The following is a 13,244-nucleotide window of genomic DNA, read 5'->3' as shown; positions in this document are numbered from 1 at the left end:
TTATGCAGTTAAAAGTCAGTAAACGTCACCATCTTCAGGATGTTAATATTAAATTATCAGGCGCTAAGAATGCCTTGTTGCACTTGCTTTTTGCTAGTTTGCTAACTGAAGAAGCAACAACGTTTGATAATGTGCCTTCAAGCCTGCGTGATTACCATGCCGTGTGTGATATCTTGCAGGCAATTGGAGGAAAAGTTGATAGTCAAGAAGGTGTGGTAACTGTCACTTCTCCGCAAAAAGTCAATAAAATAGAGCTTTCTAGTAATTACACGCGACGCACACGAACATCACTGATGCTGCTTGGCGCTTTAGCTAAAAAAGTCAGTGTGTTGAAAATAGGCTACCCTGGAGGCTGCTCATTTAGCGAGCAAAGACCTTTTGATATTCACCTATTAGGTTTTGAAGCTTTGGGGGCAAAGGTCACGCATGATGAATATCATATTGTGATTGAGCATCATGCAGATAAATCGATTGAGCACACATTGCGTTATCCATCGGTGGGAGCAAGTATCAACTTGATGCTATATGCTACAACAGGAACTGCGCAAGTGAAGCTTAAGAATATTGCACTAGAGCCCGAGGTGATAGAGGTTGCAAGTTTTTTAAATTATGCGGGTGCTAAGATCAAAATCGACCACAGTGCACGCATGATGCAGATCGACGGTGTCGAGAAGCTCTCTGGTGTGAATTTCCGTGTAATGTATGATCGTATTCAGACAATGACCTATGCGGCTTTGGCCTATTTGCATGGTTTAAATGTGTGTGTTGAAGGGGTTGATACCAAAGAGTATATTGCAAAACCTCTGAATGTTTTAAAGCAAATGGGAGCGAAATGGCAGTTTGATGCAGAGCATAGCCGTATTTGTTTTTATGGTAAAAAAAGCGTATTAACACCGGTGAACATTACAGCAATGCCTTATCCTCAGTTTCCAACAGATCTACAACCCATTTTTGCGGTGATGTGTGCTAAAGCCGATGGTGTATCTGAGATTACTGATACCGTTTACCCCGAGCGCATCAAGTATGTTGATGAGCTTAAAAAGCTTAACTTCCCGATAGATTACCAAGGTAATAAGATCAAAGTGTTTGGTGATATTGTTGAGCCTTTGCATGCCACAAGTATGAAAAGCTATGATCTCAGAGCTGGAATGGCAGTGTTGATGGGAGCATCGTTATCCGATCAGGTGTGTACTATTACTTCAGCAGAGCAAATTTTTCGTGGCTATGAGAATTTGCTTGAGAACCTTACCCACTTTATGCACATCAGTATTGATAAAGAAGAGTGATTATGTTTTCGTTAAAGACTTACAATACTTATCATATCGAAAGCTTTGCCAAGCATGTGTATTTCCCGCAATCGATAGATGAAATCATTGAAATCTACAAGCGACACACAAAAGTGGTTATCCTGGGTAATGGCAGTAATATTATTTTGACGCAAAGCGTGTATGACGATGTGGCTTTTGTTGTGATTAAGGATCAGTTTAAAAAGATCTCGCACGTGAGCGACGGTGTTTATGCTGAAGCTGGCGTGTTGTTAAAAGAGCTATCCTTATATGCTTATGATCATGGTTTAAGTGGTGTTGAGACATTTTTTGATGTGCCGGCAAGTATTGGTGGGGCGATGATTATGAATACGGGCGCTTATGGCGATGAAATTTATGATCATGTACGTTATGTTGATATTTTGGATATGCAGAGCTTTACACTAAAGCGGATTGATAAAGCGGATATCGATTATGGTTATCGCTATTCGATGTTTAAAACAAGAACTGTGATTATTCTTGGGGTGTGTTTTGATCTATCGCCAAAGCCGCAAATAGCGATTAAAGGTAAAATGGATAATATTCTTTCACAGCGTCAAGCAAAGCTACCCTGTGAGCCAAGTGCGGGAAGCGTGTTTAAGCGCCCTAATTACCATATTACCGTTGGTGAAATGGTTGAAAAAATAGGTCTTAAAGGATTTCAAATTGGTGGTGCGCAGATATCACCAAAGCACGGTGGTGTGATTATCAATACCGGTAATGCCACTGGAGAGCAGATACTTCAACTAGTTGAGCATATCAAGCAAGAAGTATTAATGCATTATCAAGTGCAGTTAGAATTAGAACAGATATTGGTTTAACATGCTGTGCAATAATTCATACTTATACCGCCCATAAACCATTTTACAGCATTTTTGTCATTGAATTTTGCGCCCTTTTGGGTGATGCAATTTTGCCAATAGTCCCAGCTATTGCCTGCAGTTCCATCACCCAAAAACATCAAAAACTTCTTCGACATCTAACACCGCAAAATGATTTACGAGCGGTATAAGCCTCAATTTGCTCATCTATGAAATCGGTATTTCCTTTGATTAATACAGTAGTATTTTAATAGGCCAGAGGTATACTGATAATGCTTCAATAAAAAATGGATATATCTTAAACTTATTTATTTTATCTTGAAAAAACATGATGTTCTATGGCTGGGCTGGCAGGATTCGAACCTGCGCATGACGGGATCAAAACCCGTTGCCTTACCGCTTGGCGACAGCCCAATATTGATCGTGAAAACCGCTTAGTTAAGGGGTTGTCATTGCTCGACAGGTGCAAAGTTTAATGTTTTCACTATCCAACTGTCAACATCTTTTTCTAACTTTTTCTGATTTTGTAAAAGCTGATGGTAATCCGTGCTCAGGAGGTAAAAACAAGCACCTGTACCAGTGAGTCTTAGGTCATTGGCTTGAGGTAAATTTTGCAGTTCATTAATCACTTCAGGGTAAAGGGTATTGATGACTTCAAAAAACCCATTTTCGTGCAGTAGTGGATTTATGGTTTTTGCATTATCTAAGATTACTTTAGATTTATTGAGCTTAGGGTGATTAAATAAAACGGCAGTACTAGCATGAAATTGAGGTTTAATAATTAAGGCATATTGTTCGATATAAGGCTTAGGTGTTAATATATCGCCAATGCCTTCTGCCCACGCAGCTTTCTGGAATAAGAATATCGGTACATCAGCCCCAAGACTCAGTCCAATCTTATGTAGTTGATCATCAGAAAGCTGGCATTGCCATAGTTTATTGAGTGCAATAAGTGTTGTTGCTGCATTGCTGCTACCACCCCCTAGTCCTGCGCCCATGGGGATGTTTTTATCAAGATGAATATTAATACCTGTATTAGCTTTGGCAAAGGGTTTTAATGCAAGTGCAGCTTTGTAGATTAGATTATCTTGATCTTTGCCGATGCTCACATTGGCTGATAGTTTAATATGCCCATCTTCTCTTAATGAAAAGTGTAGGAAGTCTTTTAAATCAACAAATTGAAACCAAGTTTGTAGGTTGTGATAGCCATCATCACGTTTAGCCGTAATGTGTAGAAAAAGATTGATCTTGGCATAAGAAGTGTAAGTTATGAGTTTAAAAGCCATGATTTAATCACAAGTGTAATTTTTAAATCGTCACCATAGCGAAATATGATTTTCTCAGCAAGCGGATATTGATTGTCATAGAGCATGTAGTCTTTATATTGGATTTGCCAGCCTTGCTGTTTTAAATTTTGCACCAAGCCAAAATTATTGAGTGTTTTGCTGTAAGGTACTTGCGGCATATATAAGCCTCGCGCCCAATAATACAAGCCTTCAATCGGTAAACTCCAGCCAAGTTGTGACTGCATAAGTTGTTGAAGGCTCTGAGACTTGATAACCTCGCCATTGCTACGCTTTAACTTAACTTCGTTACTATTGCCAGAAAAAGTGGTTGCACCTATGCCTAATGGTCCATAAATTTGAATCCAAAAGTCATGTTCGTTTTGTTTCCAGATAAAGTTAGCCGATTCTCCTTTGTGATTGATGATAATCCCAATCACACCAGATGCTTGCCATTGGGTTAGTTTCTGTAAGCTTTGCTGATAGCTTTGCCAAGCTTGGGCTAGCTTGAGTTCAGTATTTTGATTCGGTTGAAAACTTTGTTTGTATGCTATATTTTCTTGATTTGGGACGATGGGAGTAAGCGGTGTTTTAGGTGTGCTGATAGTAGTACAACCTGTTATTAGTAAAATAAAAACAGTAGTCAAGGAATATAAAGCAATAGCAGGGGGGGTATGTTTTTTGAACATTAGCTTTAGACCCCAAGCTCTTTTTTATGTATTTGCATGATTTCAGCATAATTTTGAGCATTGGCTTTAATATAAACCTTTTCACTATCCTTTAATGGGCGAGCTTGAGCAGCAGGGGAGCCAATATACAAAAAACCTGATTCAAGGCGTTTACCTGGTGGCACCAGTGAGCCGGCGCCTACAATGACATCATCCTCAATAATGGCGCCATCTAAAATAATGGCCCCCATGCCAATTAAGACGCGATTGCCAATATGGCAGCCATGGATAACGGCGCTATGACCAATGGTTACCTCGTCACCTATGCGTGTATCATAGCCAGTGCCTAGGCTATCAAGAAATTGTGTCGTGTGCAAAATCGAATTGTCTTGGATGTTGGTTTTGCTACCAATGGTAATATTAAGTAAATCACCACGAATGCTAACATTTGGCCACACCGAGCTCATGCTACCAATACTCACATCTCCAGTTACTGTTGCCATGGGGTCAATAAATACATCACGGGCAATCTTGGGTGTTTTGCCATTAAATGAACGAATGGGCATGGTAATACTCTTTTGTTTTAATTGAATAAAAGGCAATATATCACAAGCCAAGCTAGGATAAAAAGGATGATTATGAAGGTAAGTATTATTGGTGTTGGTGCTATTGGTGGATTTATTGCTGTGCGCTTACAAAACTCAAGTATTGCAGTGCAGTTGGTTTTAAAGCAAAAGCCAGAAAATCAACAAGCAATTGACCTTACGATCACTGGTGGTATGAAGCTTGCTGCAAGCTTTAGTGATATTGTTGATTGTGTTGAGGATATTGATGGTGATGTTATTTTTATTTGCACAAAATCAACGGCAAATGAGTCGATATTTAAGCGATTAGGGCATTTATACAATAAAGTCATTATATTATTGCAAAATGGGATTGGTGAAGAAGAAAAACTGGTCAAGTATATAAATGAAAGTAATACAATTATTGGTGCAATAAGTCATATTAAAGTCAGTAAAGAGGGAAATGAAGTTACATGGCACAATCAATTATGTAATATTGATTATGCTTATTTGCAGCCAAGAGATAATGTAAGTATTGATTGTCCGTTGAGTAAGGCTTTTGTTGAAGTGAGTAAGAAAGAGAGTGTATTGGATTTACGCTTTCATAAATTACTTGTGAGCGCACCATGCAATGGTGCATCGGTTGTGTTTCAAGCAGATATGAATACACTGGCACGTAACCCTCAGATTACTCAGATGATTCGCGAGATTGCGCTTGAAGTTATTACGGTAGCTCATGCTTATGACGTTGAACTTAATGTTGAAGCGGTTGATAACTTAATTATCGCTTTGGCTAAGCCTGAATATAAAGGAGCTTATTTTAGTATGTGGTATGACTACAATGAAAATAAACCGATGGAGCTTGGCAGCATTTATGAAAATGTGCTTGAAATGGCACGCTTGAAGAATCTAGAAATGCCAGCGCTTGAGGGTTTATATGAGCAGTTGGTAATAATGCAAAAATAAATTGAACTTCAATTACATTCCTCACCCGCGCAGCTTAAGCTGCACGACCTTTCCCACAAGTGGAGAGGTGTTAGCTGACGTAACTTATTATTGATTCATTGCTTAGTGTTTTTGGAGATCGAAAAATTAGGTGTTGATCATAATAATTGACTAATTGCTTTTTGAAAACTATAATATCCGTATAATTTACGGATGAGGTGATGTTGTGAGTAAATCAGCGCGAATAGAGTTTAAAGTGACAGATGATAGCAAAGCTATTTTTGAGAGAGCAGCTCAATTAATGGGTGTGTCTTTAACTGAATTTGGTGTGCGAGCCATGATGAGCTTTGCTAAGAAGGTTACGACCGAACAAAACTTAATTAAACTAACGCTATCACAACAAAAAAACTTTCTTGCTGCATTAGAAAATCCACCTGAGACTAATGATGCACTGAAAAAAGCGTATCAAACATATAAGAAAACTGTTTCCTAGCAGGGTGATTAATGGCATTAAAGATTGAGTTGTTAACAAAACAAAAAATGTCTGGCATTAAATTTGACTGTGGTTATGTGGCATTAAACAACTACATACTCAAGCAAGCTAAACAAGATATGAAAAGACACGTTTGTGCAACGTATATTTTGCAAGATAATTCTTCTTTAATAGGGTTTTATACGCTTTCATCAACCATTATTCATCTGGATCAATTGTCCAGTATCAATGATGAAATGGCGAAGAAGCTGCCAAAATATCCATACTTGCCGGCAACATTATTAGGTCGATTAGCAGTTCAAAGTGAGGCAAAAGGAAAAGGCTATGGTGAGCTGCTTTTGGTTGATGCTTTAGCTCGTGCTTATGACAATAGCGCGGTTATAGGATCCATTGCAGTGGTTGTTGGTGCAAAAGATCATACAGCGGAGCGATTTTATAAACGCTATGGTTTTTTAACGCTGAGGGATAATCAACTATTTATCACAATGGATACGATTAAAGGGATGTTTGGATAGCCTGTTGTGTTCAGTATAGATGATTTCTCTAGTTTACTTTGATTATCAATTATCGATAAGTTCTTAAGCAAAGAAACACTGTCAAATGCTTGGCAACTGGTATAAGCTGACACCATAGGAAATAGCTACAACATCTTATGCATTTAGATTTTAAACACTTTGTTTTTGACTTAGATAACACACTTTATTCAGCAAGCTCGGCATTTTTTGATTTGCAATTGCGCAATATGTCTGACTTTATTATTGAGAAGTTAAAAGTAACGCGCAAAGAAGCAGATTTTTTGCGTGAAGAATATTATCACAGCTTTGGCACAACAATGCATGGTCTAATGCATCACCATGCAATCGATCCCTATGAATTTCTGGCAGTGATTGATAATGTGCCATTGGAGCGTTTGCGCTTGGATGGTGAACTTTTAGGCATGTTAAATGACTTGAAATCAAAAGGTAAACATTTATCTATTTTCACTAATGGTTCGCTTTATCACGCCAATCGTGTGATGTCGAAATTATCTCTTGATGCAGTAATTGAAGATGTTGTCACATTAGAATGCACAGGGTTGGTGCCAAAACCCAATCCAAAGGCATATCAGTACTGTTTCGATGTATTAAATATAGATCCTAAGCAAGCTGTTTTTTTTGAAGACTCATCACACAACTTAATCCCAGCCAAGCAGATGGGGATGGCAACGGTGCTTGTTAACGCTGATGATACAGCGCATGCACGCTTTATAGCACATCCTGAGATAGATTATTTTGTCGAAGATGTACCATCCTTTTTAAAAGGAAAGTTTTTAGAAAAACGTATTTAGGTAGGTGTGTATGCAGGTTGAGGTTTATTTAAACAAAGTAAAACCTTACGATAACTACTATCGAGGCAAGAATGCTATCCGGAAAATGAGCATAAATATCGATATGTCGCAGCAAGGCGCTGTGGATTTTAGTGCTGACTATAAACTTGATGTGTGGCATCAATGGTTAAGCGTGTTGCAACTTCTTTTATTTTTGAGGCAATAGCACGCGCAATGGCCGAGTGGCTGCTTTGAATGTTTTGCAATATACTGTATTCATATTGTACAGAATGGTATTGTGGTAGTACTGGCATTACTTTTGCATTTTGTAAATGTGGTAAGTTAAAGGATCTCTTGGGGCACAAGCCAATGCCATGGTTGGCAATAATCATTTGCGGGATAAGTGACAAAATATCGACAGTCAATTTTCCTTTAACCGAGACTTTGTACGCATTTTTGTATTTATCGTAAAATGTCCAAATATTTTTATCCCAAAGATTAGGGTAAATACAATTATGATTGGCTAAATCTTCCAAGGTTTGTGGCATGCCATGTTTGGCGATATATTCCTCTGAGGCAAATAAAGCTAAGTGATCATGGCAGGATTGCACCAATTGCCATGAATCTTCTTGAATTAAATGATAATAAGATGACTCCATTAAAATAATATCGTATTGATGTGACATCATCTTGATGGTGTGTGCATTGCTATCTAGCGCAGGAAGGGTATAGGTGTCTATCTCAAGCGTGTAATTTGGAAATTTTTGACATAGCTCTGGATACACATAGTTGATAAAAAACATACTCATTCCAACAGATAGTAACGCTTTTATGGTGTGACTTTTGCCATCAGTTATTGTGTTGGATAATGCAATATCATCAACAACATTAGATAGATCGCTATAAAGCTTTTTGGTGCGTTGATACAGCTCTTGTCCGGCATAAGTTAATTCAAGTCCTTTATTGCTGCGATGAAAAAGCTTAGTTTTTAAGCTATCTTCAAGTTTAGTAACTTGTCGCAAAATAGTGGTATGCGTTGTTGATAGCGCCTTGGCAGCTTCTAGAAATGATGTTTTTTGCACCACAACATTGAATGTATATAAATCATTAAAGCAGCGCGTCATAAGTTCTCCAGGTTGAGTGTATTTCAAACTGGAGCTATTGTAAAAAAATAGATGTAATCAATAAGGACTCAAAGTGTAATAGAAATGTAAAAAAGCCTTAGGCAATCCTGCCTAAGGCTTTTTCTTTTACATTAGGGACGTACGGTGTACGCCCAATAGATTTAGTTGTTATTGGTAAAACCATTGATAAAGTTAGTAATCAATGAATTTTTTGTATCAGTTACAGGGACATCACCATCAACCGTCCACATGATCGCACCACCAATCCCTTGTTCTTGTGCATAGCGACCATAATCTTTCGCATCAGCACCTGAGGTATAGAAGAATACACTGGTGTTTTTGGCAAGTTTATTGGCATACATATCCTGCCAGTAGCTTGAAATAGTTGCAGGTGTGATACCAAAAAGACCTATTGGTTGCTGTGCTGTTAAGCCTTTGATAACGGCTGTTGAACCAATATGATAGGTTTTGCCATCTTTTTCAACTGTGAAGTCATAAGTTTCCTCTGGTTTTGCAAACTGTAATAAGTAGCGGTTGTTAAAGCTTGAAGCACATCGGTTGCCGTCTGTTAAGCTTGTACTACAGCTTGCGCTATCTAGATCACCGGCTAAGACAAAAGAGTCTTGAGGCGTATAGCTGTTACCAAAACCATGGTTATTCGCTAAGGTGCTTGGACCATTGATCGCACGTGAGTACGCTGCAAGTCCCATATTGATTTTATGCTCATTGCCAGGCATTGCGGCTTTGGCTGATTGCACTGCTAAATCAATGGTAAATTCATTAGGAGCATCTCCCTCAGGTTGGAATAACACCTGATTAAAGCCAGTTTTCCCACCAGATGACTGCGTGACAGTAAAGTCATAGGTCATGAGGTTAAGTGATTCTAGATTATCAATATTTGACTTACTTAATACCGAGTCTTTAAGCGCATCAATAATCGCAGGATCGGCTTGGATGGTTAGCGACACCTTTAATGGGGCGCCTGATTTGGTTTTAACTTTGGCGTGCAAGGCATTAATGACGTTTGCTAACTCACCCTTCATAAAGCCAAAGAAGTCAGCTGTTTTGCCATCGTTTTCGACATCTAGATCAATCTCGGTGATATTAAAGTGATCAGCTAAGGCTTGAACAGATGCTACTAGGTTATTAATGTGCTCATCAGAACCAGTACCTTGATAAACACCCCAATTAATAGCATCCCAACCACCAATAGAAACGATTTTATCAAGATCTTTATTGTACTGATCAAGATTCGCAAAGGCATCAAAGTTACCAAAGTTCATATACCATTCTAAATCAAACTTATTGTCTTTAGTCCAAATGGCTGATGGATCAGTTGTGCAAATCCTAAAGTTCATATTGGATTCATTGCACCAATCGTTATCACCGTCATCACCCAATTTATCACGTTTTAAATCACTCCAAGGATCACTAAAATGAATTGCACCTAGTGACGCACCTTCAGGTAAAGGAGTACTGCCGTCATAAACAAATAAGAATGCATAAGCAACGCCCGTTAATTGCTTAACCTTTTCTGCCATATTCGTGTTTTGAAGCGCGACAGTTTGCTTGCCACCATCATCAATCATGCTGCATGTGGTGTCACTGGTGGCTTGATAAATGGGCGCGCCAGTTGCTGGGAAGGCATCTTTACGTGGAATAGGGTACGAGGTGTAAGGGATGGCATGTCCGGGACCACCCTCACCGCCAACACAGGAGTTATTACCATAAACGCCATAGTTTGTCACATAGCCAATTAATTTGGGTTTTGATTTTGGTGGTGTGCTATCAGGAATTTCAATTCCTTTGCCATTAGGAAATACTGCAGTTGGCTCTACTAATTCATCTTTATCTTGCAGATAAACTTGAATATAACGACTTGTTTCTTTAGGATTTAGATTTGACACCATCAGTCTAGTTGTTGCTGATGATGTTGAGCATTTCCCGCTCAGAGGATTCCCTTGATTATCGATAATCGAACAAGTAACACCATTAACCTCAATTGATTGATCATCTTCAGGTACATTTATAGCCGAGGCTTTCGTGAGGTTTAAAGCACCGTCAAGCATACCGGAATTTGCATCAGTTGGGAAGGGCTTAAATGATCGACCGTTCTTTATTCCTTCATAATCACTAACATCAATATAAGGCTTATCAGCAGGATCAACGGTCACATGCTCATACCAACTAAAATCAGGGAAAGCTTCACCTAATTTGGTAATTGTATAGACTTTATCATTTAGTGCTGCATTATCATCTTGTATTTGCCATATGGATGAACTGGGCAATTGATCAAGGCTAATTTTCTGACCATTATTTTCAGCAAAAGTTTCAGCATTTACGCCAGAAGCACGGTCAAATACTTGAGGGAAAACAACGTCATCTACTGATTTGGCGATATGTGCATCACGGTCAGTTGCTTTAAAGTGTAGAGATACACCCTCTTCATTAATCACAGGGAAAAGAAGGTGTTGATTTTTAGTGATGACGTCATGCGCCTGAAGTTTAGGGTCAGTTGTTGAAGCATCATGAGCGGTAATCTTAACACTAAAGCTTGGCATTTTAAGTACGCCATCTTTGTTGGTGTATTTATACTCAGGTACAGAGGCAAATATATCATTATTACTCGCTACGGTATTACATGTGCCACCTGCGAGTAAATCCCCCGTTTGATCATCATAAACATCACACGTATAGTTAACCTGATCAGACGTTGTTCCATCTTCACGAACAACTTGAGCCGTTGGCGAGAAAATACCTGCAATAGGGTAGTTCTGTTTTGTTTGATCCTTGCCTTGGGCTTTGCCAAAAACCATGCTTTGATCTGACCACTTTATAACATTCTGTTTAGGTTGGTTAGCGCCTGTGATGGTTAAGTTGTTATAACTACGGTTAATACTGGTGCCTTGTTGCGTGAAGGTTAGATTAATTGTGTGTGTTTTAAACAAGCTATCACCCGTTGCCGTAAATGTTAAAATGCCATTTGCTAAGGTGCAGCTAACATTGGGATCTAATTGCCCATCAGCAAATGCTTCACAGCTTGCTTGAACATTATCATCTTCAGCATGAACAAACTCGTCACCTGACTTCATATGACCAAAATGCACATTAACGTCGTTAAGTTGGAATTGCCCCTTGTTATCGAATTGTGCATCACTTGGCCAATTGTTGCTGTTGAGCCAGTTGATATAGTTATCAGTGTCCACTGTAATCACAGGTTGAGCAGTATCATATTGTGCCTGAATTGATGTGTTCTTGTTATCATCAGCAACGTATTGATAACTTTTAGCTTTAGCAAGGATTTCTTGATCTTTGTTTACCTTGTTTTCAACGGTATAAGTTTTACAAGCAATTTGATCATCGTCACCGGCGGCAATCGTTACACTAAACGGATCATCATTGATTTTTAAAGCTTGACGCAAGTTCTGATTCATATCTTTTTGTGCATAAAAAACAGTAACGCCTTCATTATAATCTTTGGTAATCTCAGCACACAGTTGTAGTTGTGATCCACTGGCAATCTCTTGATTGCTATCAATGGTTTTGTTATTCATGTCGCGTAAAAAGAACTTCACGGGCACTTTGATATTTAAACCATGTGGAATATCATCTTGAGCGACTTGAAAGTCTTGTTTACCATCGATGCTCACCACTTCAAAATGATGAATGCCTGAAATGTTGCCACTTGATTGAATCTTGCTCGCATCAAATGGAATGTGGGCATAACCATTATTATCGGTCATTATATTGATCAAATACGTTTTATTACCTTGATCAACGGCACCTGCTAGAATATTGCTCGTCCCCATTTGGGAAACGACTTCGCTGTCTCGAGGGTTTAAGTCCTCTTTTAGTATCAGCTGATAGCCATTATTGTTTGCACCAATACCGGCAACACGTTTTAACGTTTCTTTGCTGATAACAACATCAATCCCCGTGCCTATGATATTACCTTCTTCAAGACTGCCACCTTGAACGCCTGGGATACTTAATTGAACACCAAGTTTGTCGGTTGGAACAGGTGTTGGTGCAGGTGCGCCACCGCCACCACCACAGGCAGTTAGCGTTAGTAATGAGCCTAATACGATAGAAGGCAAAAGTGCTTTTTTAAATAATTGATTGTTTTTCATTTGTTTCATTTCTTTCATTGTTTTCATTTTTTCTCCAATAATGATTGATTAAAGTGAGTTGAACACCTGTTTAGTATGTTTTTAGAACACTAAATAAACTGTGCAGATGATGTAAAAAATATGTAATACACGGTTTGTGAAATTATTTGCTAAGTAATCCTGACGATGGCACTTTAAGATATGCTGTTTATTATCTTCAGTGATTTCTGAGCTGCCACAGCTCGCTGAAATCACAGCAGGTGGCAGGATGAGATGATTAAGGTTTTTCTTCTTCATATTTGTTTAGCCTTTAAAGTTAATAGAAAGTATTGAGGCTATTATTTGAGAGATTGCTCTTTGTTTGTACAGATATTGGCGCACAGTGTTGTGCGTTAACGTGATGGTTTGAAGAGGAAAAGTAATTAAGATGTATTGTAGTTGGAGTTACGCATTTGAGAGCGCTATGGTTTTTCGAACACCCCGTCAGCCTACGGCTGCCACCCCTCTTGTAAAGAGGGGAATTAGGCAAAGGTGATTTTAGATTCCCCTCTTTGCAAGAGGGGTGCCAAGCTTGCGCGGCGGGGTGTTGAACTAGCAAAAGTGCGTAACTTCAATGATAGTAAATGGG

The 13,244-nt window shown here is 38.8% G+C and carries 12 protein-coding genes and 1 tRNA gene; 6 read left to right on the top strand and 7 right to left on the bottom strand.

What is annotated here, in order from left to right; all coding sequences use genetic code 11:
* Positions 1-2 precede the first annotated feature (2 nt).
* Both ACZ5V8_RS10245 and murB read left to right on the top strand, forming a co-directional pair.
* On the top strand, positions 3-1,286 hold the full coding sequence (locus tag ACZ5V8_RS10245; protein ID WP_464217702.1) for a UDP-N-acetylglucosamine 1-carboxyvinyltransferase: 1,284 nt from the start codon (positions 3-5) through the stop codon (positions 1,284-1,286).
* A 2-nt stretch (positions 1,287-1,288) separates the two neighbouring features.
* Positions 1,289-2,125, top strand: a complete 837-nt coding sequence (gene murB, locus ACZ5V8_RS10240) for a UDP-N-acetylmuramate dehydrogenase (protein ID WP_464217701.1) — start codon at positions 1,289-1,291, stop codon at positions 2,123-2,125.
* Positions 2,126-2,464: 339 nt separating this feature from the next.
* Here the strand turns inward: murB and ACZ5V8_RS10235 are convergent.
* From ACZ5V8_RS10235 to ACZ5V8_RS10220, 4 genes are all read right to left on the bottom strand, one after another.
* Positions 2,465-2,539: transfer RNA gene (locus ACZ5V8_RS10235), tRNA-Gln, on the bottom strand.
* Between the two features lie 35 nt (positions 2,540-2,574).
* Positions 2,575-3,411, bottom strand: a complete 837-nt coding sequence (gene ispE, locus ACZ5V8_RS10230) for a 4-(cytidine 5'-diphospho)-2-C-methyl-D-erythritol kinase (RefSeq protein ID WP_464217699.1) — start codon at positions 3,409-3,411, stop codon at positions 2,575-2,577.
* Entirely contained in the window at positions 3,393-4,097 is a 705-nt protein-coding gene (gene lolB, locus ACZ5V8_RS10225; protein ID WP_464217698.1) for a lipoprotein insertase outer membrane protein LolB, read from the bottom strand. Before lolB ends, ispE begins: the two co-directional genes overlap by 19 nt.
* A 5-nt stretch (positions 4,098-4,102) precedes the next feature.
* Positions 4,103-4,642 (bottom strand): gamma carbonic anhydrase family protein, encoded by a 540-nt coding sequence (locus tag ACZ5V8_RS10220; RefSeq protein WP_464217697.1) that lies wholly within the window; start codon positions 4,640-4,642, stop codon positions 4,103-4,105.
* A gap of 66 nt (positions 4,643-4,708) precedes the next feature.
* Here ACZ5V8_RS10220 and ACZ5V8_RS10215 point away from each other — a divergent pair, with 66 nt between their 5' ends.
* The 4 genes from ACZ5V8_RS10215 (at position 4,709) to ACZ5V8_RS10200 (ending at position 7,404) form a co-directional block, all read left to right on the top strand.
* The gene (locus ACZ5V8_RS10215) at positions 4,709-5,605 is read left to right on the top strand and encodes a ketopantoate reductase family protein (protein ID WP_464217696.1); all 897 of its coding nucleotides are present in this window, start codon (positions 4,709-4,711) and stop codon (positions 5,603-5,605) included.
* Positions 5,606-5,810: 205 nt separating this feature from the next.
* Positions 5,811-6,077 (top strand): type II toxin-antitoxin system TacA family antitoxin, encoded by a 267-nt coding sequence (locus ACZ5V8_RS10210; protein ID WP_464217695.1) that lies wholly within the window; start codon positions 5,811-5,813, stop codon positions 6,075-6,077.
* Positions 6,078-6,088: 11 nt separating this feature from the next.
* A complete protein-coding gene (locus tag ACZ5V8_RS10205; protein ID WP_440617176.1) occupies positions 6,089-6,592 on the top strand; it encodes a GNAT family N-acetyltransferase in 504 nt (167 codons plus the stop codon).
* 137 nt (positions 6,593-6,729) lie between these two features.
* The gene (locus ACZ5V8_RS10200; RefSeq protein ID WP_464217694.1) at positions 6,730-7,404 is read left to right on the top strand and encodes a pyrimidine 5'-nucleotidase; all 675 of its coding nucleotides are present in this window, start codon (positions 6,730-6,732) and stop codon (positions 7,402-7,404) included.
* Between the two features lie 128 nt (positions 7,405-7,532).
* Here the strand turns inward: ACZ5V8_RS10200 and ACZ5V8_RS10195 are convergent, their stop codons facing one another.
* The 3 genes from ACZ5V8_RS10195 to ACZ5V8_RS10185 all read right to left on the bottom strand — a co-directional run bounded on the left by ACZ5V8_RS10195 (position 7,533) and on the right by ACZ5V8_RS10185 (position 12,913).
* A complete protein-coding gene (locus ACZ5V8_RS10195; protein ID WP_464217693.1) occupies positions 7,533-8,507 on the bottom strand; it encodes a LysR family transcriptional regulator in 975 nt (324 codons plus the stop codon).
* A 161-nt stretch (positions 8,508-8,668) separates the two neighbouring features.
* The gene (locus tag ACZ5V8_RS10190) at positions 8,669-12,664 is read right to left on the bottom strand and encodes a glycoside hydrolase family 18 protein (protein ID WP_464217692.1); all 3,996 of its coding nucleotides are present in this window, start codon (positions 12,662-12,664) and stop codon (positions 8,669-8,671) included.
* Positions 12,665-12,718: 54 nt separating this feature from the next.
* The gene (locus ACZ5V8_RS10185) at positions 12,719-12,913 is read right to left on the bottom strand and encodes a hypothetical protein (RefSeq protein WP_464217691.1); all 195 of its coding nucleotides are present in this window, start codon (positions 12,911-12,913) and stop codon (positions 12,719-12,721) included.
* Between the last annotated feature and the right edge of the window lie 331 nt (positions 12,914-13,244).

It is taken from the genome of Cysteiniphilum sp. GTC20157 (assembly GCF_055396795.1).
Note: the sequence above shows the minus strand (reverse complement) of the source record. Positions and strands in the feature narration are given on the sequence as shown.

Coding starts and splice junctions, on each gene's coding strand:
- ACZ5V8_RS10245 (WP_464217702.1), top strand. CDS start 3: ATGCAGTTAAAAGTCAGTAAACGTCACCATCTTCAGGATGTTAATATT.
- murB (WP_464217701.1), top strand. CDS start 1,289: ATGTTTTCGTTAAAGACTTACAATACTTATCATATCGAAAGCTTTGCC.
- ispE (WP_464217699.1), bottom strand. CDS start 3,411: ATGGCTTTTAAACTCATAACTTACACTTCTTATGCCAAGATCAATCTT.
- lolB (WP_464217698.1), bottom strand. CDS start 4,097: ATGTTCAAAAAACATACCCCCCCTGCTATTGCTTTATATTCCTTGACT.
- ACZ5V8_RS10220 (WP_464217697.1), bottom strand. CDS start 4,642: ATGCCCATTCGTTCATTTAATGGCAAAACACCCAAGATTGCCCGTGAT.
- ACZ5V8_RS10215 (WP_464217696.1), top strand. CDS start 4,709: ATGATTATGAAGGTAAGTATTATTGGTGTTGGTGCTATTGGTGGATTT.
- ACZ5V8_RS10205 (WP_440617176.1), top strand. CDS start 6,089: ATGGCATTAAAGATTGAGTTGTTAACAAAACAAAAAATGTCTGGCATT.
- ACZ5V8_RS10200 (WP_464217694.1), top strand. CDS start 6,730: ATGCATTTAGATTTTAAACACTTTGTTTTTGACTTAGATAACACACTT.
- ACZ5V8_RS10195 (WP_464217693.1), bottom strand. CDS start 8,507: ATGACGCGCTGCTTTAATGATTTATATACATTCAATGTTGTGGTGCAA.
- ACZ5V8_RS10190 (WP_464217692.1), bottom strand. CDS start 12,664: ATGAAAACAATGAAAGAAATGAAACAAATGAAAAACAATCAATTATTT.
- ACZ5V8_RS10185 (WP_464217691.1), bottom strand. CDS start 12,913: ATGAAGAAGAAAAACCTTAATCATCTCATCCTGCCACCTGCTGTGATT.